This is a genomic window from Stenotrophomonas lactitubi (genome assembly GCF_002803515.1).
Classification (GTDB): Bacteria; Pseudomonadota; Gammaproteobacteria; order Xanthomonadales; family Xanthomonadaceae; genus Stenotrophomonas; species Stenotrophomonas lactitubi.
Genome location: NZ_PHQX01000001.1, coordinates 2,182,017 through 2,203,418, shown reverse-complemented (window position 1 = coordinate 2,203,418; position 21,402 = coordinate 2,182,017). Strand labels below are relative to the sequence as shown.

At 66.4% G+C, this 21,402-nt stretch carries 20 protein-coding genes; 14 read left to right on the top strand and 6 right to left on the bottom strand.

Annotated elements, in window-relative coordinates; all coding sequences use genetic code 11:
• Window positions 1–69 precede the first annotated feature (69 nt).
• A complete protein-coding gene (locus CR156_RS10315) occupies window positions 70–423 on the bottom strand; it encodes a hypothetical protein (protein WP_133120077.1) in 354 nt (117 codons plus the stop codon).
• Window positions 424–529: 106 nt separating this feature from the next.
• Here CR156_RS10315 and CR156_RS10310 point away from each other — a divergent pair, with 106 nt between their 5' ends.
• The 7 genes from CR156_RS10310 to CR156_RS10280 all read left to right on the top strand — a co-directional run bounded on the left by CR156_RS10310 (window position 530) and on the right by CR156_RS10280 (window position 8,327).
• On the top strand, window positions 530–1,288 hold the full coding sequence (locus CR156_RS10310) for an SDR family NAD(P)-dependent oxidoreductase (RefSeq protein ID WP_100552787.1): 759 nt from the start codon (window positions 530–532) through the stop codon (window positions 1,286–1,288).
• Window positions 1,289–1,436: 148 nt separating this feature from the next.
• Window positions 1,437–1,886: an MgtC/SapB family protein gene (locus tag CR156_RS10305; RefSeq protein WP_100460309.1), complete on the top strand. Its 450-nt coding sequence runs from the start codon at window positions 1,437–1,439 to the stop codon at window positions 1,884–1,886.
• A 178-nt stretch (window positions 1,887–2,064) separates the two neighbouring features.
• On the top strand, window positions 2,065–3,723 hold the full coding sequence (gene lldP / locus CR156_RS10300; RefSeq protein ID WP_100552786.1) for an L-lactate permease: 1,659 nt from the start codon (window positions 2,065–2,067) through the stop codon (window positions 3,721–3,723).
• A gap of 52 nt (window positions 3,724–3,775) precedes the next feature.
• Window positions 3,776–4,540, top strand: a complete 765-nt coding sequence (lldR, locus tag CR156_RS10295; protein WP_100460307.1) for a transcriptional regulator LldR — start codon at window positions 3,776–3,778, stop codon at window positions 4,538–4,540.
• Window positions 4,541–4,544: 4 nt separating this feature from the next.
• A complete protein-coding gene (gene lldD / locus CR156_RS10290) occupies window positions 4,545–5,684 on the top strand; it encodes an FMN-dependent L-lactate dehydrogenase LldD (RefSeq protein ID WP_100552785.1) in 1,140 nt (379 codons plus the stop codon).
• Complete coding sequence (dld, locus tag CR156_RS10285) at window positions 5,681–7,387, top strand: D-lactate dehydrogenase (protein ID WP_100552784.1); 1,707 nt, start codon at window positions 5,681–5,683, stop codon at window positions 7,385–7,387. Before lldD ends, dld begins: the two co-directional genes overlap by 4 nt.
• A gap of 94 nt (window positions 7,388–7,481) precedes the next feature.
• On the top strand, window positions 7,482–8,327 hold the full coding sequence (locus tag CR156_RS10280; RefSeq protein ID WP_243381784.1) for a hypothetical protein: 846 nt from the start codon (window positions 7,482–7,484) through the stop codon (window positions 8,325–8,327).
• Between the two features lie 49 nt (window positions 8,328–8,376).
• Here the strand turns inward: CR156_RS10280 and CR156_RS10275 are convergent, their stop codons facing one another.
• Window positions 8,377–8,670 carry a hypothetical protein gene (locus CR156_RS10275; protein ID WP_025878511.1) on the bottom strand — a complete coding sequence of 98 codons (294 nt, stop codon included), beginning with the start codon at window positions 8,668–8,670 and terminating at the stop codon, window positions 8,377–8,379.
• A 168-nt stretch (window positions 8,671–8,838) separates the two neighbouring features.
• On the opposite strand from CR156_RS10275, the gene CR156_RS10270 reads away from it, so the two are divergent.
• Complete coding sequence (locus CR156_RS10270) at window positions 8,839–9,501, top strand: decarboxylase (protein ID WP_100552783.1); 663 nt, start codon at window positions 8,839–8,841, stop codon at window positions 9,499–9,501.
• A 69-nt stretch (window positions 9,502–9,570) separates the two neighbouring features.
• Window positions 9,571–10,344: a CDP-diacylglycerol diphosphatase gene (locus CR156_RS10265; protein WP_409349550.1), complete on the top strand. Its 774-nt coding sequence runs from the start codon at window positions 9,571–9,573 to the stop codon at window positions 10,342–10,344.
• Here CR156_RS10265 and CR156_RS10260 read toward each other — a convergent pair.
• Window positions 10,341–10,946 (bottom strand): GNAT family N-acetyltransferase, encoded by a 606-nt coding sequence (locus tag CR156_RS10260; protein WP_100552782.1) that lies wholly within the window; start codon window positions 10,944–10,946, stop codon window positions 10,341–10,343. The genes CR156_RS10265 and CR156_RS10260 overlap by 4 nt on opposite strands.
• Window positions 10,947–11,166: 220 nt before the next feature.
• On the opposite strand from CR156_RS10260, the gene CR156_RS10255 reads away from it, so the two are divergent.
• Together CR156_RS10255 and CR156_RS23175 are read left to right on the top strand one after the other, a co-directional pair.
• The gene (locus CR156_RS10255; protein ID WP_100552781.1) at window positions 11,167–13,893 is read left to right on the top strand and encodes a TonB-dependent receptor domain-containing protein; all 2,727 of its coding nucleotides are present in this window, start codon (window positions 11,167–11,169) and stop codon (window positions 13,891–13,893) included.
• 369 nt (window positions 13,894–14,262) lie between these two features.
• Window positions 14,263–14,637 (top strand): hypothetical protein, encoded by a 375-nt coding sequence (locus CR156_RS23175; protein WP_236510668.1) that lies wholly within the window; start codon window positions 14,263–14,265, stop codon window positions 14,635–14,637.
• A 27-nt stretch (window positions 14,638–14,664) separates the two neighbouring features.
• On the opposite strand, the gene CR156_RS10245 is transcribed toward CR156_RS23175, so the two are convergent.
• The gene (locus tag CR156_RS10245; RefSeq protein WP_089235942.1) at window positions 14,665–15,306 is read right to left on the bottom strand and encodes a hypothetical protein; all 642 of its coding nucleotides are present in this window, start codon (window positions 15,304–15,306) and stop codon (window positions 14,665–14,667) included.
• Window positions 15,307–15,490: 184 nt separating this feature from the next.
• Here CR156_RS10245 and CR156_RS10240 point away from each other — a divergent pair, with 184 nt between their 5' ends.
• Window positions 15,491–16,651: an amidohydrolase family protein gene (locus CR156_RS10240; RefSeq protein ID WP_100552779.1), complete on the top strand. Its 1,161-nt coding sequence runs from the start codon at window positions 15,491–15,493 to the stop codon at window positions 16,649–16,651.
• Between the two features lie 599 nt (window positions 16,652–17,250).
• Here CR156_RS10240 and CR156_RS10230 read toward each other — a convergent pair.
• On the bottom strand, window positions 17,251–18,132 hold the full coding sequence (locus CR156_RS10230) for a LysR substrate-binding domain-containing protein (protein ID WP_100552777.1): 882 nt from the start codon (window positions 18,130–18,132) through the stop codon (window positions 17,251–17,253).
• Between the two features lie 94 nt (window positions 18,133–18,226).
• Here CR156_RS10230 and CR156_RS10225 point away from each other — a divergent pair, with 94 nt between their 5' ends.
• Window positions 18,227–18,928 carry an ankyrin repeat domain-containing protein gene (locus CR156_RS10225; RefSeq protein ID WP_100554134.1) on the top strand — a complete coding sequence of 234 codons (702 nt, stop codon included), beginning with the start codon at window positions 18,227–18,229 and terminating at the stop codon, window positions 18,926–18,928.
• A 49-nt stretch (window positions 18,929–18,977) separates the two neighbouring features.
• Window positions 18,978–20,426 carry an amidohydrolase family protein gene (locus CR156_RS10220; protein WP_100552776.1) on the top strand — a complete coding sequence of 483 codons (1,449 nt, stop codon included), beginning with the start codon at window positions 18,978–18,980 and terminating at the stop codon, window positions 20,424–20,426.
• Window positions 20,427–20,458: 32 nt separating this feature from the next.
• Here the strand turns inward: CR156_RS10220 and CR156_RS10215 are convergent, their stop codons facing one another.
• On the bottom strand, window positions 20,459–21,388 hold the full coding sequence (locus CR156_RS10215; RefSeq protein WP_100552775.1) for a LysR family transcriptional regulator: 930 nt from the start codon (window positions 21,386–21,388) through the stop codon (window positions 20,459–20,461).
• Window positions 21,389–21,402 lie beyond the last annotated feature (14 nt).

The window sequence follows — 21,402 nt, the reverse complement described above, 5'->3', positions numbered from 1 at the left end:
GACGGGTGCCGGCGACGATGTGCCCGCACGTTCCATCGTGCACCTGCAGCGCGGATCGGTCCTGCGCTTTCAGAGGTAGAAATAGATCCCCGTCATTTTCTCCAATGCCAGCCCGAATGCGATATCCAGCGGGTCAATCGATTGGCATTTACGGCCAAGTTGAAGGTCGCGCAGCAATGCGCGTGCGTACTGCAACTGCTCGGTGCGGGTGATCGATTCGTCTTCGTAGCGGTCAAAGAGCAGACCGAAACGGGTATTGAGGGTGGTGAAGAACCCGCTGTCGAACAGAAGATCGACCGTGGAATCGCTGAGCATCACCTCGTACAGGTCGCCGGGCAGGCAGGAATCAGTGTCCAGCCGCCGTTCGGCATCGGCAGTAAGCGGAACGCAGGCTGTACGCATGGGAGTTTCTTTGCCGGGCATGCGCGCAAGTATCCCCCATGCAGCGCTTTCGTCACGAAGAAGAGCGTAGTGTCGGTGAGGTCGGACGTTTGTGTCCGCATCGATTCCCAACACATGGAGACCACAGATGATTGATTACCAGCTCAACGGAAAAACCGCGATCGTGACCGGCGGTGTTTCCGGTATCGGCCTGGCGGTAGCGGAAACGCTCGCTGCATCCGGTGCGCGTATTTCGGTCTGGGACCTGAAGCAGGAAGCGGTGGATGCAACAGTAGCCGTGCTGCGCAGCCAGGGCGCTGAGGCCATCGGAATCGCGCTGGATGTGACCGACGAAGCGGCGGTGGAAGCGGCGGTGCAGCGCACGGTGAAGGAACTGGGCGGCGTGCACATCGCGGTGAACAATGCGGGCATCGGCGGGCCAGCGGCAAGCAGTGGCGACTACCCGATCGATGGCTGGAAACGCGTGGTGGATGTGAACCTGACCAGCGTGTTCCTGTGCCAGCGGGCGCAGATCCAGGCGATGCGTGCGGTGGGCAGCGGCGGCAGCATCATCAACATGGCCTCCATCCTGGGCCAGGTGGGTTATGCCGGCTCGACCGCCTATGCGGCGGCCAAGCACGGCGTGGTCGGCCTGACCCAGACGGCTGCATGGGAGCACGCCGCCGATGGCATCCGCATCAATGCGGTGGGCCCGGGCTTCATCAACACGCCATTGCTTGAAAAGATGGACGCCAAGGTGCGTGCAACGCTGGAAGGGCGGCATGCGCTCAAGCGCTTGGGAACGCCGCAGGAAGTGGCCGCGCTGGTGGCCTGGCTGGCCAGCGACGATGCCTCGTTCGCGACGGGTGCCTACTACGCCATCGATGGTGGCTATCTGGCGCAGTAACCGTGTGCAACAGGGGTACGCATGGCGGTCATCACCAGATCCATGCCATGCGTGGATGAATCCGTGCGGTGAAGAGGGCGTGCCATCGCCTTCACCCCCATCCCACGGCCGCCGCGCAACGCTCCGGGAAACTACCGGAGCCCCCCCTATGGAACTCACCCAGGACATGTCCATTCTGCTGCGCGTGGCCGCCGCCATGGTCTTTGGCGGCGTGCTGGGCGTCGAGCGCGAGATGGGCAAGCACGCTGCCGGCCTGCGCACGCACATGCTGATTGCCGGTGCCGCTGCGCTGATCGTCGGCCTCGGTGACTCGGTGGCCGAACACTTCCAGCAGGAGCGCTACCGCGATCTGCTGCAGGTCGACCCGGTGCGCTTGATCGAAGCGGTGGTGGCCTGCGTCGGTTTCGTCGCCGCCGGCACCATCCTGCGTGGAAACCGCGAGGACCAGGTCAGCGGGCTCACCACGGCCAGCTCTTTGATCATGGCGGCGGCCATCGGTATTGCCGTGGGCATCGGCAAGTACGTGATCGCACTCGGCGTCAGCGTGCTGTGCGTGCTGGTGCTCGCACTGATCCGACGGGTTGAGAAGAAGCTGTAAGCCGGTAAATGGTAAGACCAATAATTTCGTATAGCCCTATGGTCTAATAGGCTCTTCGCAGGATTGGCGGTTCAATTCGCGCCTGTGGTCCGATCATCGGTCAAAGTGGTACGACCAATAATGACGGACACGACGCCCCCACGCGGTGGGGAACCTCCTGTTCCTGTCGAGAGCCCTCATGCAGCCCTGGCAACACGTGTACGACCCCGCTGGCAACCTGTGGTTGTCGAGCCTGATCGCGCTGCTGCCGATCGCCTTCTTCTTCGTTGCCCTGGCAGTGCTGCGCATGAAGGGCTGGATCGCCGGCACCATCACCGTGGCCATCGCGCTTGGCGTGGCCCTGCTGTTCTATCGCATGCCGGTGGCGCAGGCGCTGGGCGCGGCCGGCTTCGGCTTCGTCTATGGCCTGTGGCCGATTGCCTGGATCATCATCGGCGCGGTGTTCCTGTACAAGGTCTCGGTCAAGACCGGCCAGTTCGACATCATCCGCGCCTCGATCCTGTCGGTCACCGAAGACCAGCGGCTGCAGATGCTGATGGTCGGCTTCGCCTTCGGTGCCTTCCTGGAGGGTGCGGCCGGGTTCGGTGCGCCGGTGGCGATCACCGCCGCGCTGCTGGTCGGGCTGGGCTTCAAGCCGTTGTATGCCGCCGGCCTGTGCCTGATCGTCAACACCGCGCCAGTGGCGTTCGGTGCGATGGGCATTCCGATCATCGTGGCGGGGCAGGTGACAGGCCTGGACGCCTTCGAGATCGGCCAGATGGCGGGTCGCCAGCTGCCGTTCCTGACCATCATCGTGCTGTTCTGGATCATGGCGATCATGGATGGCTGGCGCGGCATCAAGGAAACCTGGCCGGCGGTGCTGGTAGCGGGCGGCTCGTTCGCCATCGCCCAGTACCTGACCTCCAACTTCATCGGCCCGGAACTGCCGGACATCACCGCTTCGCTGGCGTCGCTGGTCTGCCTGACCCTGTTCCTGCGCCGCTGGAAGCCGGTGCGGATCTTCCGCTTCGATACCGAAACCAGCGCCGAGGCGGCCGCACAGGCACTGGAAGCGCCGCGCCATAGCATTGGCCAGATTGCCAAGGCATGGTCGCCGTTCCTGATCCTCACCGCGATGGTTACCGTGTGGAGCATCAAGCCGTTCAAGTCGTTGTTCGCAGCCGGTGGGCCGCTTGAAGGCTGGGTGCTGAAGATCCCGGTGCCGGGCCTGGACCAGATGGTGCAGAAGATGCCGCCGATCGTCGATGCGCCGCTGAGCTATGAGGCGGTGTACAAGTTCGACTGGTTCTCGGCCACCGGTACCTCGATCATCCTCGCCGCGGTGATCGCGATCATTGCCCTGCGCATGCCGGCACGGTCGGCGCTGCAGACCTTCGGTGAAACCGTGCGCGAGCTGCGCATGCCGATCTTCTCGATCGGCATGGTGCTGGCGTTCGCCTTCATCGCCAACTATTCGGGCCTGTCGGCCACGCTGGCGCTGGCACTGGCGCACACCGGCAAGGCGTTCCCGTTTTTCTCGCCATTCCTGGGCTGGCTGGGCGTGTTCCTGACCGGCTCGGATACCTCGTCCAATGCGCTGTTCTCGGCGCTGCAGGCCACCACCGCGCAGCAGATCGGCGTTTCCGACGTGCTGTTGGTGGCAGCCAACACCACCGGCGGTGTCACCGGCAAAATGATCTCGCCGCAGTCCATTGCCATTGCCTGCGCGGCGGTGGGCCTGGCCGGCAAGGAATCGGACCTGTTCCGCTTCACCGTCAAGCACAGTCTGATCTTCACCACGATGGTCGGCCTGATCACCCTGGCCCAGGCCTACTGGCTGACCTGGATGATTCCCTGAGCATGCAGCGCAGGCCGACCAACAGCGGCGTGCTTCGGGCCACAATGGCGCCATGAGCACACAACGGGTTTCGGACAAGGTGGCCGCGCAGCTGCGTGCGCTGGTGCAGGAACGGCAGCTGCAGCCGGGCGACAGGCTGCCGGCCGAGCGCACGTTGGCGGTTCAGTTGGGGGTCTCGCGCACCGCATTGCGCGAGGCCATTGCACAGTTGGCCAGCCACGGTCTGCTGACCGCACGCGTGGGTGGTGGAACCTACGTGAGCGAGCCCGCCGCACGGGCGCGGCAGGCACTGGATGAACCCCTGGTGCCGTATCTGCCGCTGTTCCAGGGCGACCCGGAATACCGCTTCGACGTGCTGGAAATCCGCCACGCGCTGGAAGGCGCCACGGCCTGGCACGCGGCGCTGCGCGCCACCGACGAGGACCGCGCGCGTATCGCCCAGGCGTTCCAGACCATGATGGACGCGCATGGCAAGGACGACCCCACCGGCGAAGCCGAGGCCGACGCGGCCTTCCACCTGTCCATCGCCGAGGCGTCGCACAACCTGGTGCTGCTGCAGGTGATGCGTGGTCTGTTCGAACTGCTGCAGACCAACATCTCGCAGAGCCGTGAAAAGCTGTACACCTCGGCCAGGACCTTCTCGCCGCTGTCCGACCAGCACCGCGAAATGATGGATGCGGTGCTGGCCGGCGATCCCGAACGTGCGCGCGCCGCCGCGCATGCCCATCTTGAGTTCGTGCACACCACGCTGCGCACGCTCGACGACAACGAAGCCCGGCGTACGCGGGCCTCGCGCCTGCCTTCCCCACACGGTTGACCCCATGATCATTTCCGCCTCCACCGATTACCGTGCAGCAGCCGAACGTCGGCTGCCGCCGTTCCTGTTCCACTACATCGATGGTGGCGCGTATGCCGAGCACACGCTGAAGCGCAACGTGTCCGACCTGTCCGACATCGCGTTGCGCCAGCGCATCCTGCGCAACATGTCCGACCTGAGCCTGGAAACCGAGCTGTTCGGCGAGAAGCTGGCGATGCCGGTGGCGCTGGCCCCGGTCGGGCTCACCGGCATGTATGCCCGTCGCGGTGAAGTGCAGGCGGCGCGCGCAGCCGACAGCCGCGGCATTCCGTTCACGTTGTCCACGGTGTCGGTGTGCCCGATCGAAGAAGTCGCACCGGCGATCCAGCGCCCGATGTGGTTCCAGCTGTACGTGCTGCGCGATCGCGGTTTCATGCGCAATGCGCTGGAGCGCGCGCAGGCGGCGGGCGTGACCACCCTGGTGTTCACCGTCGACATGCCGGTGCCGGGCGCGCGCTATCGTGACGCACACTCGGGCATGAGTGGTCCGAATGCTGCAATGCGCCGGATCGGCCAGGCCATCACCCATCCGCGCTGGGCGTGGGACGTGGGCCTGCGCGGACGCCCGCATGATCTCGGCAACATTTCCACCTACCGTGGCAACCCAACGGGCCTGGAGGACTACATCGGCTGGCTGGGCAGCAACTTCGATCCGTCCATTTCGTGGAAAGACCTGGAGTGGATCCGCGAGTTCTGGAAGGGCCCGATGGTGATCAAGGGCATCCTCGACCCGGACGATGCGCGTGACGCGGTCGCCTTCGGCGCCGATGGCATCGTGGTCTCCAACCATGGCGGCCGCCAGCTGGATGGTGTGCTGTCCACCGCACGTGCCTTGCCTGCCATCGCCGATGCGGTGCAGGGCGACCTGAAGATCCTCGCCGACTCGGGCATCCGCACCGGCCTGGACGTGGTGCGCATGCTGGCGCTGGGCGCCGATACCGTGCTGCTGGGGCGCGCCTTCGTCTACGCGCTTGCCGCACAGGGCGAGGCCGGCGTGGCCAATCTGCTGGACCTGATCGCCAAGGAAATGCGCGTGGCGATGACACTGACCGGTGCACACCGCATCGCCGATATCGGCCGTGATTCGCTGGTGCGCCTGCCATGAGTGATCGCAACACGGTGCTGGCGCAGTTGCGTGCCGCGGTGGGGGACCGCCACGTACTGACCGGCGACAAGGCCACCCGCCGCTTCCGTCGCGGCTATCGCTTCGGCGACGGCCCGGTGCTGGCGGTGGTGCGTCCGGGCTCGCTGCTGCAGCTGTGGAAGGTGCTGCAGGCGGCGGTGCAGGGCGGCGCGGCGATCATCCTGCAGGCGGCCAATACCGGCCTGACCGGCGGTTCCACCCCCGATGGTGACGATTACGGCCGGCCGATCGTGCTGGTCAGCACTCTGCGCCTGGCCGGCATCCAGCTGTTGAACGAGGGGCGGCAGGTACTGTGCCTTCCCGGCGCGACGCTGGACCGGCTGGAGCAGACGCTGGCACCGCTGGGTCGCGAGCCGCACTCGGTGATCGGCTCGTCGTGCATCGGCGCCTCGGTGCTGGGTGGCATCTGCAACAACTCCGGTGGCGCACTGGTGCGCCGTGGCCCTGCCTATACCGAGATGGCGCTGTATGCCCAGGTTGACGCGCGGGGCGAACTGCAGCTGGTCAACCATCTGGGCATCGCGTTGGGCGATACGCCCGAGCAGATCCTGCAACGCCTGCAGAACGGCGACTACAGCACTGCAGATGTCAGCAACGGTGATGGCCGTGCCGCCTCCGATCCGCGTTACGCCGAGGAAGTACGCAAGGTGGATGCGGATACCCCGGCACGCTTCAATGCCGACCCCAGCCGCCATTTCGAGGCGGCCGGTTCAGCGGGCAAGCTGGCCGTATTCGCCGTGCGTCTGGATACGTTCGAGAAGGAGGCCGCCGAGGTCTTCTATATCGGCAGCAACCGCACCGACAGCCTGACCGCGATCCGTCGCCAGCTGCTGACCGGCTTCGAGCGCCTGCCCATCGCCGGCGAGTACATCCACCGAGATGCCTATGACATCGGTGAGCGTTACGGCAAGGACAGTTTCCTGCTGATCGACAAGCTCGGCACCGCACGCGTGCCGGCCGCGTTCGCGCTGAAGAGCCGGGCCGATGGCTGGTTCGAACGGCTTGGCCTGCGCGGTGTCACCGACCGGGTGATGCAGACGCTGACCGGTCTGCTGCCTTCGCACCTGCCCAAGCGCATGGGCGAGTTCCGCCAGCGTTACGAGCATCACCTGCTGCTGAAGGTTTCCGCACAGGATGCGGCCGCCACCGAGACATGGCTGCGCGGCTTCTTCAACGACCATGAAGGCGGGTACTTCCACTGCACCGCGGACGAGGGACGCAAGGCGTTCCTGCATCGCTTCGCCGTGGCCGGTGCTGCCGTGCGCTATCGCGAAGTGCATCGCGAGCAGGTGCAGGACATCGTCGCGCTGGACATTGCGCTGCGCCGCGACGATGCCGACTGGTTCGAGCAGCTGCCGGCCGATATCGATGGCCGCCTGCTGCACAAGCTGTACTACGGCCACTTCCTGTGCCACGTGTTCCACCAGGATTACATCGCGCGCAAGGGTGAAGACCCGATGGCCATCGAGCATGCGATGTGGGCCTTGCTGGACCAGCGCGGTGCCGAGTACCCGGCCGAGCACAATGTCGGCCATTTGTATCCAGCCAAGCCGGCGCTGGCCGGTTTCTACCGCACGCTGGACCCGAGCAATACCTTCAACCCCGGCATCGGCCAGACGTCGAAGGCGAAGGGGTGGGGTAGCTGCGACTGCGACGGGCACTGAGCTGCAACGCGGCGCCTGCGCTACCATCGGCCCCTCGCAAGGACGTGCCGGCGCGCACAGGATGATCATGAATTCCACGCGTATTGCTTACGCCGTGCTGTCCGCCCTGCTGCTGGCATCGTCGCTGCCGGCAGCGGCGGACGTCGCGCCCGTTCAACACGATGCCGCGGGCAACCGGCTGGAAGCGCTATTGCTGCAAGGCGAGCAGAGAGCGGACGACCCCGAGCGCTACTGCACTGCCGATGGCCAGTGGTGCGTGCGGGCGTTGCCCGCAACAGGCCAAGACCAGCCGGCAGCGCTGGAAGTCGCCGAGCGTGCGGGTGATGACGCCGAACCAAAGATGCGACACGTCCCCATCGAGGTGGTTGACGATGGCGACCTGCGGGTCTGGCCTTTCATCGTGCGCCTGGCCCCCGGCCCGGGTGCAGGCCAGACCGTGGCCGATCCGCAACAGGCGGCACTGCAGAACGTGCTCGTCGGCGGTCTGCTGGAGGCCCGGGCGATGTATTCCGGCGGCGGTGCCAGCGCATCGACCCTGCAACTGGCGCGCATCCGCCATCTCGACGATGGCGTCCAGGTGGACGCCGACGTGCTGTCCGTTGCGTGGTCGGCCAACAAGATGATCCGGGCCTGTTTCAGCGAGCGCGATTTCGATCAGCGCGCGGGTGCCTGCCACGACGAGTACAGTTTCGATGCGGAACTTGCGTTGGCAACCGAGGGGCAGGGCATGCCCGTGCTGCGCTACCGGACCGAGGCCAGCAACTATCCGGCGGGGGTATCGCCACAGCGGGACTCGCTGGCCAAAGGAAAGTTGAAGAAGAAGGATCTGCGCACCGAGCAGGATGCGGAGTGCAGCTACACGCGCGTCTTCCGCTTCACCTCAGGGGCTTACCAGCCGGATCAGCCACTGCCGGAGTGCTCGGGCTACACCGAGCCCTGAGCCATGGAGCCGGGCATGGGCCCGGCTCTACGCGACGGCGCTGGCGTGCTTACTCGCAACGCGTGGCGGTGATGATGTTGTCCTTGTCCACGAACACGCGCAGGCGGTCCTGGCGGATGTCCTTGGTGGTGATGGTGGCCGGGCCGATGGGATTGACCATGCCGGCGCCGCTTTCGCTGGACAGGCGGCGGATGTTCGGCTCGTTGGCCGGCTGGCCGATGGCCCAGCCCAGCTGGCTGGCATCGCAGCGGCCACTGCCCTTGACCTCCGGGCCGGGAGTGCTGACACAGGCCGACAGCAACAAGGCCGAGGCGGGCAGCAACAGAGTCAGGCGGATGGTCATGCGGGCGCTCCTGCGCAGGGGATTGGCGGCACGATAGCACTGACCGCGCGAAACCCGGCAGCGTTCGGGTCATTGCCCGCGCGGCCGCCGCACTGCATAGTGGCCGGCGTTGCCGGCAGCGTGCCGGCGGGCAGACCGGGCCAGTCCGGTGCAGGTGTTGGATCGGGTATGACGGCAGGCAGTTTGCGTGGCAGGCAGAACGCAGTGAAGGCGGTGGCAGTGCTGTCGCTGCTTTGCATGGCAGTGGCAGCCGTGGCCGCCGAACCGGTCGCAGCGCCGGCTGCGGAAACACCGGTGTTTGGTGGCTGGCGCAACCTGCAGACCGAAGCTGGTTACCAGCCGGCGCAGCGCAACCTGGCGTTCGCGATGCTGCCGCAGGCCGCCACCCGGGGTGATCGCTTCGTGGTCCTCGACCGTGAAGGCAAGCGCGCGGTGTGCTGCCTGCAGGTGGCCAGCGAGTCGCTGGGCGTTGCCGCGCTTCGCGAGCAGTACCACCTGCCGCAGGCCGGGGTGACCGATCTGAGCAACGGCCGCAGCCCGGCGCGCCCGTACCTGCCGCATGTCTATGCGATGCAGCGGGTGGATGAATTGGCCGACTATGGTTTCGCCGATGTTGCCGGTGCCTACAGCGATCTGGGCGGGCTGCTGCTGCCCGACGCCGCCGCGCTGGCCGCCGACGGCAGCGAGGTGCGCCTGGGCGAGGCCCATTATCGCCTGCAGTTCCATCGCCAGCCGCTGGCCGATGATGATGGCGCACTGGACCGCTATACCCTGCAGTTGCTGCCTACGGGTGCACCGGTCGTGGTTGAAGTGCCGTTCGGCACCTACTGATTGCCACATTCCACTGGCTAGAATGGCGCGCGGCGCTGCCTGTCGCGCCTGATCCCGCGAGTTGTTGCCGTGCGATTCCTGCTGCTGCCCCTGATGTTGCTGGCCGGTTGTGCCAGCGTGCCCCCCGCGCCGCCACCGGCACATTCGGATGCGCTGTGGCGCCTGATCGAGCGTGATTGCCAGGGCGCACAGTCGCCACGCGGCGATTGCCTGCAGGTGCGCCCTGCCGTTGATCACCGCGATGTGCTGGTCAAGGATGCGCACGGCCACTATCAGTTCCTGCTGATGCCGCTGGACAAGGTCAGCGGCATCGAAAGCCCCGCGCTGTACCGGCGTCGGGCACCCAATTACTTCGCTGCCGCCTGGCAGGCCCGCACGCGCACCGAACAGGCGCTGGGCCAGCCGCTGCCGCGCAGCGTCGCCAGCCTGGCATTGAATTCGCCACATGGCCGTTCGCAGCACCAGCTGCACATCCACGTCGACTGCCTGCGCGCTGACGTTCTGCAGGCGTTGGAAGACAATCGCGCGATCCTCGGCACGCAGTGGGCACCGCTGCCGGTGCTGTTGCGCGGCCATCAGTACCAGGCGCGGCTGCTGCCCGGCGAAGCGCTGACTGCCAATCCGCTCAACCTGCTGGCCTATGGCCTGAGCGGCGTGGACAAGGTTGGCCAATGGAGCCTGCTGGTGGCGGGGCACGAGGACGTGCACGGCGCGCCCGGCTTCATCCTTCTGGCCACGCAGCTGGACCCGGACAGCGGCAACGATGCCAGCGCCGAGGAGCTGCAGGACCATGCCTGCAGCGTGTTGACCGGCGCGGATGCTTCGCTGGAGCGGGTGCGCTAGTTTTCCGTTGGCTGCCGCTGCAGCCAGACGGGGGCAGTCAGCGCGTACAGCTGGCGGTCCTGCCAGCCCTCGGCATCCAGGTGGTGGTCGCGCAGCAGGCCTTCGCGCTCGAAGCCGATCGCCTGCAGGGTAGCGACCAGTTCGCTGCCTGCATTGGGCGGCAGCAGGACGAACAAGCGACGGATTCCTACCTGTTCGAACAGGAACGTGCACAGCGCCTGCAACGAAGCGTGCAGCTGCCGTTGCCGGGGACAGCCTGCTGCATGCAGCCAGCGCAGTTCGACGCTGCGCGCATGCGCGCAATGCAGGCGCAGATTCAGCTGGTCCAGCAGCTCACCCACTGCATCGAAGCTGCCCAGCAGCAGATGATCGTTGTCGTGTTGCAGCTGCGAACGCTGCACACCGCAGAGGAAGTGGGCTTCGGCATCGAAATGGCCAGGCAGGTTGCTGCTGCGTTCGACCTGCTGATGGTAGTGACGCCAGGCGGAAAGGTCTGAACGCTGCAGCGGGCGCAGTACGACGGGCCCGTGCTGGAGTCGCAGGAGATGGCGGCGCAGCACCGGTCGCAGCGGTGGCAGGGAAGCAGGGAAATACCGGTTCATGGGGTGGGACGATGCCGCACCTGGGCGAACTGGAACAATGAAAGAAGTTGCAAACGCGGTGTTGCCGACGCCTGCAGTCTGATTCGGTTCAGGCATAAGGCCATCAGGCCTGGTCATTTCCGTTGCAACCATCCGTTCAGGACACTTTCGTTACGGGATCGTTATGCGCGCACCGTCGCCAGCGCCCCCGGACCACCCGCCCAACTCCCCCAGGAAGCCCATGTCCGCCTCTTCCCTGGCGCTGCGCCCGCGTCCGCTGGTGCTTGCCTTGTCGTCCCTGATGCTGGCCTCGTTGCCGGCCTTCGCGCAGGAAAGCGCACCCACCTCATTGCAGGAAGTGAAGGTCACCGGCTCGCGCATCCCGCGTGCCAGCGTCGAGGGGCCATCGCCGGTCACGGTGATCAGCCGCGAGCAGATCGATGCGCAGGGCTACCGCAACGCCTTCGATGCGTTGAGCGCGCTCACTGAAAACACCGGTAACGTGCAGGGCGAGGACTTCGGCAATACCTTCACCCCGGCGGCGAACACCATCAACCTGCGTGGCCTCGGCCCGAACCGCACGCTGGTGCTGGTCAATGGCCGCCGCCAGGCCGACTATCCGCTGGCCTACGAGGGCTCGGTGAACGTGGTCAACCTGGCCAACATCCCCAGTGCGTTGATCGAGCGCATCGAGGTGCTGGCCGCAGGCGCATCGGCGGTGTACGGCTCCGATGCGATCGCCGGCGTGGTCAACATCATCCTCAAGGACCGTTTCGACGGCGTGGACGTCAACGTGCGTGCCGGCGGCACCCAGCAGGGTGGTGGTGACAACCAGCGCGTGCAGGTGGTGGGCGGCAGCTCGGGCGAGCGCTGGGAAGGCCTGTTCGGCTTCGAACTGGACGTGCGCAAGGCGATCCACGCGCGGCAGCGCGACTTCATGGATTCGCTGGACGATGATCCTACCGGCAAGGCGCCACAGCCGACGGCCATCGCCTATCGTCGCAACGCAGCCACCGGTCGCAACATCGATCCGGGTGTCGCTGGCTGCGATGCGGCCTCGGCCATCTTCGGTGGCAGCGTGTTCCGCGCCAACAACCCGCGCCAGGGCGCGTACTGCGGCAGCAACGAGGCCGCTGCCAGCTACTGGACCGTGCAGACCGAGAAGCGCAACCTCAACGGTTACGGCCTGCTGACCTTCCACGTCAACGACACCACCGATCTGTTCGCCGATGTCGCCGTGGGCAGCGCACGGATCCACAACAACACGCGCGCGCCCACCTGGACCTCGTCACGCAACTATTTCTACAACCAGAACACGGGTAACCTGGAAAGCTGGTACCGCCGCTTCGCGCCGGAGGAGATCGGTGGCCTGCCACGCAACGCCAATCGTTTCCTGGAAAACTCGTGGTCGTTCAATGTCGGTGCACGTGGCCAGTTCGGTGACAGCGGCTGGGACTACGAGGCGGTCTACAGCCGCTCGCGCTACGAGAACCGTACGCGCCGCCCGGTGCTGCTGGCCGGTATCAACGAATACCTGCTCGGTCCGCAGCTCGGTGTACGCAACGGCGTGGAGGTCTACGCGCCGGATCCGTCGCGCCTGTTCCGGCCGCTGACGCCCGATGAGTACGGTCGCCTGTCCGATTACCAGGAAAGCCGCAACGCAGCGTGGCTGCAGACCTTCAGTGCGACGGTCAATGGTCGCCTGTTCGCATTGCCGGGTGGCGACGCCGCGTTGGCCGCGGTGGTCGAAGCGGGCAGCCAGGGCTATCGCAACCGCCCGGACCCACGCCTGGGCACCGGCGAATTCTGGAACACCAGCGCCGGCATCGGTGCCGGTGGCGAACGTGACCGCTATGCGGCGGGTGTTGAACTGCAGCTGCCGTTGCTGCAGTCGCTGACCACCACCCTGGCAGGTCGCTACGACCAGTACCGCGCCGGTGGCGAGCATCTCGGCAAGGCAACCTGGAGCTTCGGTGTCGAATTCCGTCCGATCGAAAGCCTGCTGATCCGCGGCACTGCGGCCACCAGCTTCCGTGCGCCGGACATGAACTATGTGTTTGCCACCGAGACCCGTGGCTACAACCCGGGCATGACCGACTACTGGCGGTGCCGCACCGCCGGCCAGTCGTACGACAACTGCGACTACAACGGCCTGTCGATCGACTACAGCAACCGCGCCAACCCGCAGCTGCAGCCGGAGTCGGCCAAGTCGTATGGTTTCGGCGTGGTCTGGTCGCCGCTGTCCGGGCTGGATTTCAGCGCCGACTACTACGACATCCGCATCGACAACGAGGTGACCAGCCTGGACACCAGCCGCATCCTGCGTGATGAGGCCGACTGCCGGCTGGGTCGCACCCTCGGCGGCGAAGCACGCGACATCGGTTCGCCGCTGTGCCAGGACGCGCTGTCGCGGGTGATCCGCAACCCCTCCAATGCCACCGTGCAGCCGGACCAGGTGACCCGCGTACTGATCAACCCGATCAATGCGGCGTCCGAATCGGTGCGCGGCATCGACCTGAAGGGCAACTGGCGCTTCGATGCGGGCCGCTATGGCCGCTTCACCACGCGTCTGGCTTACACGCTGGTGCTGGAGCACGAGTACAAGCAGTTTGCCGATGACGAAGTGCGCGACATCCGCAATTCGCTGGATGACTGGCAGTGGCGCAGCAAGGCCAATGGCAGCATCACCTGGAACCAGGGCGACTGGACCGCGACGATCTATGGCAACCGCTATGGTTCGTTGCCCAAGAGTGATGGCAGTGGACGCATCGCGCCGTACATGACCTACAACGCCAGTGTGTTCCGCCAGTTCGGCGAGAACCTGACACTGGGTGTGATCGTCAACAACCTGCGCGACAGCCGGCCGCCGGCGGACAAGAATGGGGGTGGTTGGCCGTTCTATCCGGTCGGCAACTACGACCCGTATGGCCGTCAGTTCTGGGTGGAGCTGGATTACCGGTTCCGTTGATCGAAGCGGAAAACGAAAGGCCCGGCATTGCCGGGCTTTTCTTTGTCTGGCACTTCGCTTCCAGCGCCATGGAGTGGCATGCTCACAAGCTCACCAAGGAGGGAGCAGCGCATGGACGTTCGTCATCTGATGGTTGTGGTGTTGGCAGTTGCGGGCTGCAGCAGCAAGCAAGAAGTACCACCTGTTGCTGCCATGGATGCTGCGATGGCGCCTGCCGACCGGAGTGAGGCAGCGACACCGGCACACGCCGCGGCAACACCCGCAGGTACTGCCGCCGCTTCGCCAGGGCTTGCAGTCGTTGCTCCGGGGGCCACTCAATCGGGTGCGGCTTTCCTCTCCGGCGAAAGGAGCCTGTTGAGCGAGGGGGCGATGTCCGTCGAAAGATTCCAGGCGGTGGTCGGCTCGAACAAAGCATTCGCACAGGCGGTCGGCCAGTTCGAGCAGGACGTGGCGCGCAACCCGGAAGCGCAGGATCTGACCGCGCTGTACAGGTCAGCGGTGACCGCTGCACTGGACGGAAATACGGACCTTGTCTCGTTCGCGTGCGGTTACAGCCTGTGCCTGGGCGAGATCCGCAGCCGGACCGACGACGGCTTCAGCGCTTGGGCACGCTCCTTCGGTGACGGCAATACGCCCCCCGTCTATGCATTCGCAACGGCCGAGTACACCCTGGGCCGGAACCTGCATTCGGGCCGCTTCGTGTTCTCCGCCGATCCGGCTGCCAACGGCATCACCACCCAGTAGGTCGGGATATGCCGGCCGGATGAAACGCTACGGCAGTGCCTGCACCAGATACGACTCGATGACGTAGCTGAAAGGCTGCTGCTGGCGGTCGCGCAGCAGGGCGCGCACTTCCAGGATCACGCCATGGTCGCCTTCGCCGCGCGGCGGCCAGAACGTCTGGTCGGTCACGGTCTGGCGCTGGAAGCCGAGCGGACCGACCACGCGGCCGAACGGCTCGTCGGTGGTGTCGAGCACCTGGTTCATGGCCGGGCTGAGATGGTCGGGCAGGTACCAGTTGTCGGCCTCGGACAGCACGCGGCTGCCGCAGGCCAGCTGCACGCGGCGGTATCGCAGGGGCGTGGAGGCATCGGCGCCCAGGGCCTGCAGCACGTCGGCCGGCGCCGGCTTGTCCTGGCCATGCACGCGCACCGCGCGGACCCGGGCCTGCTCGGCCAGGCCGTGCTCGGCGCACCAGCTTTCCAGGGTGGCGGTGGCGCTCTGGCCGGTCAGCACGCGCTGGTGCAGCACCTCGACCAGCGCAGCCGAGGCGATCCGCTGCTGGCCCGGCGGTGCCTGCAGGGGCGCGCTGGCGTTGGCATCGGTGGCGGACAGGCTGGCGATCGGGGCGGCGGCCAACAGGGACGCGGCCTGCCAGCGGCGAAGACGATCGTGGCGGTCGGACGGGCCCATGCGGCATCACAGCGGAAACAGGCGCCCATGTTACCCGTTCAGGCGTGCATCCGGCGTCCCTGCGGCGCAGGGTCGCGGGCGGGATTCATCGTGCCGGTGAATGCATGGCATGCGGATATTTCGTTGGCCGATGGCAGCGGTGACGGGCAGGATGGCGCCAGTATTGGCTTTCCGGGAGATCCAGATGACTCTGCAGTTCGTCCATGGTGGCGTCGATCGCGACGGCACCCCACTGCATTTCCATGTCCGTGATGGCCGTTTCGTCGGCATCAACAGCGACGATGCCGCACCGGAGGAGGCCGAAAGCGTCGACCTGACCGGCTTTACTGTTCTGCCGGGACTGGTCGACGGCCATATCCATCTGGACAAGAGCTTCGTCGGCGACCGCTGGCATCCGCATCAGCCAGTGAACAGCCTGCGCGAACGCCTGGCGGTGGAGAAGGCCGCGATTGCCGCCGCTGCACCGATGGCGGACCGTGCCGAGGCGCTGATCCGCCAGTGCAGCGGATTCGGTACGGTGGCGATGCGTTGCCACGTCGACATCGATGGCAGTACCGGCCTGCAGCATCTGCAGGCCGTGCGCGAGGCGGCGCTGCGCTGTGCCGACATCATGCGCATCCAGCTGGTGGCGTTCCCGCAGGCGGGGGTGATGTCGTGCCCGGGTACGGCGGCGGTGCTGGAACAGGCGATTGCTGCAGGAGTGGAAGTACTGGGTGGCATCGACCCGAGCACGCTGGACGGGGATGCCGACGGCCAGCTTGCGTTGTTGTTCGGGCTGGCCGAGCGCTATGGCGTGCGCCTGGACATCCACCTGCACGAGCCGGGCGAGACCGGGTTGGCGCAGTTGCTACGGATCGCGGCGCGCACGCGCGCGGCGGGCCTGCAGGGCAGGGTGGCGGTCAGTCACGCTTATGCGCTGGGCGAGGTGCCATTGGCACGGGCGCTGCAGGTGGGTGAGGCGTTGGCTGCCGCAGGCGTAGCGATCATGAGCAACGCACCGGGCGACCATCCGTTCCCGCCGTTGCGCGCACTGCACGACGCGGGTGTACGCGTGTTTGCCGGCAACGACAACATCCGCGACTGCTGGTGGCCCTACGGCAATGGCGACCTGCTGCAGCGGGCGATGCTGCTGGGCTATCGATCGGGCTTCTACACCGATGCGGACCTGATGCTGGCGTTGGACATGGTCACCGCCCATGCGGCGGAGGTGATCGGGTTGCCGCAGTACGGCATTGCAGACGATCTTCCGGCCACCTTCGTGGCGGTGCGTGCCGACCATGGCCCGGCGGCGGTAGCCGGGGTGCCGGGCGAGCGACGCGTGGTGGTCGCCGGGCGCTGGCTGTAGCGGCCGGGCTGCGCCCGGCACCCGCTGTAGTGCCGGCCGCTGGCCGGCAACCTCAGAAGCAACAGCAACAGCAACAGCAACAGCAACAGCAAAGGCGTGCATCCCGTGGGAGGCGGGGCGGTGTCGGATTGCGGGGACGCCGTAAACCCATCCATGGGGGCTTGGCAGCCGCATCCATGCGGCTGACACCCCGCAATCCGACACCGCCCCACCTTCGACAGCTTCCCGTCATCTGGCACATCCACGCCATGCGTGGATGAATCTCCATCGAAATCGAATATTTCGATATCTGGTCGAAGAGCATCCACGCATGGCGTGGATCTACGTGTCGACCAAGGTCGACACCCACCAAGAGTAGGCCATGCCATTCCCACAGATCGCGGGAATCTATCGAAGGCGGGGTGGGTCCGGTGGCAGGGGCGTGAGCCGCATGGATGCGGCGACCGAGCTTACATGGACGTACTTGCAGCGGCCCCTGCCACCGGACCCACCCCGCCATCCCTCAGGAAGCCTGCTGTTGCTGTTGATGTTGCTTCGGCTGTTGAGGTTGCCGGCCAGCGGCCGGCACTACCAATGGGTGCAGGGCGTAGCCCTGCCGACTATTCCGGATCGCGTTGCACCTGCCGCCAGAGTTCAGCGGCCAGTGCACGCACCGCGTCATCGGCATCGGCGCGATGCAGCAGGCCGATCTCGTAGTTGTCGACCACCGGCAGGTCGCGCTCGCCATCGATGATGCGGTGTTCGCGGTTGACCGCGCGACGTGGCAGCAGGCTGATGCCGATGCCGTCCGCCACCGCACCCTGGATGCCGCTCAACGAGGAACTGGTGAACGCGATGCGCCAGCGCAGGCCCAGCGCTTCGACGGCCTGGATCATCTCGTCGCGGTACAGCCCGCGTGGCGGGAAGGTGACCAGTGGCAGCGGGTCCTGCTGCAGGCTGCTGCTGCGCAGACTGTCGATCCAGTGCATCGGTTCGCGCCGGCAATGCACGGCCTGGCGGGTGTTGCGGCGCTGCTTGACCAGCACCAGGTCCAGCTCGCCATGATCGAAACCGTGGGCCAGATCACGGCTGAGGCCGCTGCTGATTTCCAGTTTGACCTGCGGGTGGCGGCGGCTGAAGGCAGCGAGCATGCGCGTGGTCTGAGCGTTGACGAAGTCCTCCGGCACACCGATGCGCACCGCGGTCTCCACGGTGGCGCCGGCCAAGGCCTGTGCCAGCTCCTCGTTCAGGTCGAGCATGCGCCGGGCATAGCCCAGCAGGGTGTGCCCGGCATCGGTGGGATGCACGTCGCGGTGGCCGCGCTCGAGCAGGCGGTGACCGGCGAGCTCCTCCAGGCGGCGGATCTTCTGGCTGACCGTGGACTGGGTCGAGTGCAGGCGGGTGGCAGCCGTGGTGAAGCTGCCGCAGTCGGCGACCATCACCAAAGCCCGCAGCAGGTCCAGTTCGAACACTGTTCTATTCGATTTGGCACTGTCTTGCATTTGAACATTTCACTTCTGGATACCCGTGCCGACTTCTACCATGCAGGGCAGGGGCCGGCAATGGCCGGCGCCATCGCGCATGAGGAGAGTCATGATGCATCCCCCTCGCTCCCGGCGGCGTCGTTCGGCAGTGGCTCGCATGCTGTTGCTGTGCCTGCTGGCCATGGTGATTCCAGCGTGCACGGCGACTTCCAGCAGCGATGCCGATGCGCAGCTGCGCGATGCCGCCAGCCGCGGCGATGTCGAGGCCGTGCGCGAGGCACTGGACGCGGGTGCCGATCTGGAGGCGCGTGACGGCCAGGGCCGCACGGCCCTGCTGCTGGCCACCCACGGCAACAACGTGGACGCGGCGCGTGAGCTGATCGAGGCCGGCGCCGACGTCAATGCCAAGGACGCGATGCAGGACAGCGCCTACCTGTACGCTGGCGCGCGCGGGCTGGATGAGATCCTGGCGCTGACGCTCGCCCACGGCGCAGACCTGCACAGCACCAACCGTTACGGCGGTACCGCGCTGATTCCCGCTGCCGAACGCGGCCACGTCGCTACCGTGCGTACGCTGCTGCGCGCCGGCGTCGCCGTTGACCATGTCAATCGCCTGCACTGGACGGCGCTGCTGGAGGCGATCCTGCTTGGCGATGGCGGCCCGCGCCACGTGCAGATCGTGCAAATGCTGCTGGACGCCGGTGCCAACCCCGAGCTTGCCGATGGCGACGGCGTAACGCCGCTGGCGCATGCTAGGCAACGCGGCTACACCAACATCGAAACCCTGCTGCGCCAGCACGGCGCGACGCGCTGACAACCGCCCCTTCCACCCGCACGCTGCCGTGCCCACCAGGATGCTCTCCATGTTGCGTTCCCGTCCGTTGTCCCTTGCAATCCTTCTTGCCGTTGCGCCGCTGTCGGCGTCTGCCGCCGAACGCGCCGATCTGCTGATCCGCAACGCCACGGTGGTCGATGTCGAGCACGCACGCAGCATGCCCGGGCAGAGCGTGGTCATCCGTGGCGAGGACATCGTCGCGGTCGGTCCCGATGCGCAGGTGCGCAGCCAGTGGAGTACCAGCCGCCAGATCGACGCCAAGGGCAAGTACCTGATTCCGGGCTTGTGGGACATGCACGTGCACTTCGGTGGCGGCCCGGCGCTGGTGGAAGAGAACAAGGCGCTGCTGCCGCTGTACATCGCCCACGGCATCACCACGATCCGTGACTGCTCCGGGGATCTTCCGCAGCAGGTACTGCAGTGGCGCGGTGAAATCGCCAACGGCACGCTGTTCGGCCCGCGCCTGCTGACGTCCGGTGCGAAGATCGAAGGCATCAAGCCGGTCTGGAAAGGCACGATCGAGGTGGGCAGCAAGGCCGACGCGGACAAGGCGATCGAGCGCCTGCAGCACGACAAGGTCGACTTCGTGAAGATCACCGACAGCACGCTGACCCCGGAACTGTTCCTGTACTCGGCCAGCGCCGCGCGCAAGGCGGGTTTCAAGGCCTCAGGCCATATTCCGATGGCGTTGACGGTGGAACAGGCAGTGGATGCAGGCCTGGCCTCGATCGAACACCTGGACTATGCCTTCAAGGCTGGCAGCAAGGATGAAGCGCAGATCGCCGCCGATTTCGGCGCCGGGCGCATCGACCGCGCCGAGGCCAACCGCCGGCTCGACGCCAGCTTCGATCGCGAAACCGCGCTGCATGCCTATCGTGATTTCGCCAAGCGCGGCGTATTCGTGACGCCCACGCTCAACGGCGGCCGTATCCTCGACTTCCTCGACCAGGACGACCACGCCAACGACCCATATCTGGCTTACATCGGCCCGGGCCTGCGTGCGACCTATACCTGGCGCGTGGGGCGCGCTGCAAAGGCGACGCCCGCGCAGATCGAAGCGCGCCATGCGCAGTACCACCAGGTGGCCGCAGTGCTGCCGCTGCTGCAGGAAGCGGGGGTGACGATCATCGCCGGTACCGATGCGGGCTTCCTCAACTCGTTCAACTATCCGGGTATCGGCCTGCACCAGGAGCTGCAGCTGTTCGTGAAGGAAGGTCTGAGTGCACCGCAGGCGCTGTCGGCCGCGACCCGCTCCGGCCCGGCCTGGTTTGGCCAGATGCAGCGCTATGGCGGTGTTGCCACGGGCAAAGCCGCCGATCTGGTACTGCTGACCGCCAATCCGTTGCAGGACATCGCCGCCACCGAAAAGATCGACAGCGTGATCCTGCGCGGCGATGTGTACGATCGCGCGGCGCTGGACAGGATGCTGGCCGACACCAAGGCCAAGGTCGCTGGCTGGAATGCCGCGGCGAAGTAGAACCACGCCCGCGGTGATGTGGCCGGCAGCGCCTAGCGCGGTGCCGGCCGCATGCCATGCAGTTGCGGCAGCGCGGCTTTCATCGCGTCGATGAAGGCGCGCAGGCGCAGGGGTTGCTGTCGCGCCGCAGGGAACACCAGGTGCACCGGCAGCGGCGGTGCCTGCCAGTCCGGCAGCAGCTGCACCAGCCGTCCTTCGGCCAGATCGTCGGCCACCAGCCAAGCCGAAACCACCGCCGCGCCCAAGCCAGCACGTGCAGCCTGCTGCACCACGAACAGGTTGTCGCTGAGCAGGCGTGGCGTGATCGACAGCGTGTGTGCGCGGCCTTGCGCGTCGTGCAGCAACAGACGTTCGCGGTAGTAGGTGACCAGCGAGATCCACGGCAATGCCTGCGCCTGTTCGGGCGTGGTGATCGAACCCGCGTCGGCCAGCGAGGGTGCGGCCACCACGATGCGCGGTACTTCGGCCAGCGGCAGGGCGACCATGCGCGGTTCATCGACCGTGCCGACCCGCACCGCGCAGTCGATGCCTTCGGCGATGAAGTCCGGACGGCGGTCCTCAAGGATCCACTCCAGGCTCAACTGTGGATGCTGGGCGAGGAAATCGAGCATGGTCGGCAGCAGCTGCGCCTGGCCGAATGCGTGCGGCACCATCACCCGCAGGCGCCCGCTGAGCATCTGGGCCTGGCCGTGCAGCTCGGCCTGCAGCGCTTCCCATTCGTCCACCACCCGCTGCGCATGGCGTTGGCAGCGCTGGCCGTCCTCGGTCAGCAGCAGGCCGTGGGTGGACCGTTGCAGCAGGCGCAGGCCCAGTTGCCGCTCCAGGGCTTGAAGCCGACGGCTGACGGTGGGCTGGGTGGTGCCCAGTTGCAGGGCAGCAGCAGAAAGGCTGCCACTGTCCACGATGCGCAGGAAAGTACGCAGCAGGTCCAGGCGGTCGCCACCCAAGGCAAGGTCGTTCATGCGCGTGACGTATG

Bases quoted from the DNA above. Each gene is read 5' to 3' on its own strand.
- lldR (WP_100460307.1), top strand. From the start codon at position 3,776: ATGAGCACACAACGGGTTTCGGACAAGGTGGCCGCGCAGCTGCGTGCG.
- CR156_RS10220 (WP_100552776.1), top strand. From the start codon at position 18,978: ATGTTGCGTTCCCGTCCGTTGTCCCTTGCAATCCTTCTTGCCGTTGCG.
- dld (WP_100552784.1), top strand. From the start codon at position 5,681: ATGAGTGATCGCAACACGGTGCTGGCGCAGTTGCGTGCCGCGGTGGGG.
- CR156_RS10275 (WP_025878511.1), bottom strand. From the start codon at position 8,670: ATGACCATCCGCCTGACTCTGTTGCTGCCCGCCTCGGCCTTGTTGCTG.
- lldP (WP_100552786.1), top strand. From the start codon at position 2,065: ATGCAGCCCTGGCAACACGTGTACGACCCCGCTGGCAACCTGTGGTTG.
- CR156_RS23175 (WP_236510668.1), top strand. From the start codon at position 14,263: ATGTCCGTCGAAAGATTCCAGGCGGTGGTCGGCTCGAACAAAGCATTC.
- CR156_RS10310 (WP_100552787.1), top strand. From the start codon at position 530: ATGATTGATTACCAGCTCAACGGAAAAACCGCGATCGTGACCGGCGGT.
- CR156_RS10225 (WP_100554134.1), top strand. From the start codon at position 18,227: ATGCATCCCCCTCGCTCCCGGCGGCGTCGTTCGGCAGTGGCTCGCATG.
- CR156_RS10270 (WP_100552783.1), top strand. From the start codon at position 8,839: ATGACGGCAGGCAGTTTGCGTGGCAGGCAGAACGCAGTGAAGGCGGTG.
- lldD (WP_100552785.1), top strand. From the start codon at position 4,545: ATGATCATTTCCGCCTCCACCGATTACCGTGCAGCAGCCGAACGTCGG.
- CR156_RS10260 (WP_100552782.1), bottom strand. From the start codon at position 10,946: ATGAACCGGTATTTCCCTGCTTCCCTGCCACCGCTGCGACCGGTGCTG.
- CR156_RS10230 (WP_100552777.1), bottom strand. From the start codon at position 18,132: ATGCAAGACAGTGCCAAATCGAATAGAACAGTGTTCGAACTGGACCTG.
- CR156_RS10315 (WP_133120077.1), bottom strand. From the start codon at position 423: ATGCCCGGCAAAGAAACTCCCATGCGTACAGCCTGCGTTCCGCTTACT.
- CR156_RS10255 (WP_100552781.1), top strand. From the start codon at position 11,167: ATGTCCGCCTCTTCCCTGGCGCTGCGCCCGCGTCCGCTGGTGCTTGCC.
- CR156_RS10305 (WP_100460309.1), top strand. From the start codon at position 1,437: ATGGAACTCACCCAGGACATGTCCATTCTGCTGCGCGTGGCCGCCGCC.
- CR156_RS10215 (WP_100552775.1), bottom strand. From the start codon at position 21,388: ATGAACGACCTTGCCTTGGGTGGCGACCGCCTGGACCTGCTGCGTACT.
- CR156_RS10245 (WP_089235942.1), bottom strand. From the start codon at position 15,306: ATGGGCCCGTCCGACCGCCACGATCGTCTTCGCCGCTGGCAGGCCGCG.
- CR156_RS10240 (WP_100552779.1), top strand. From the start codon at position 15,491: ATGACTCTGCAGTTCGTCCATGGTGGCGTCGATCGCGACGGCACCCCA.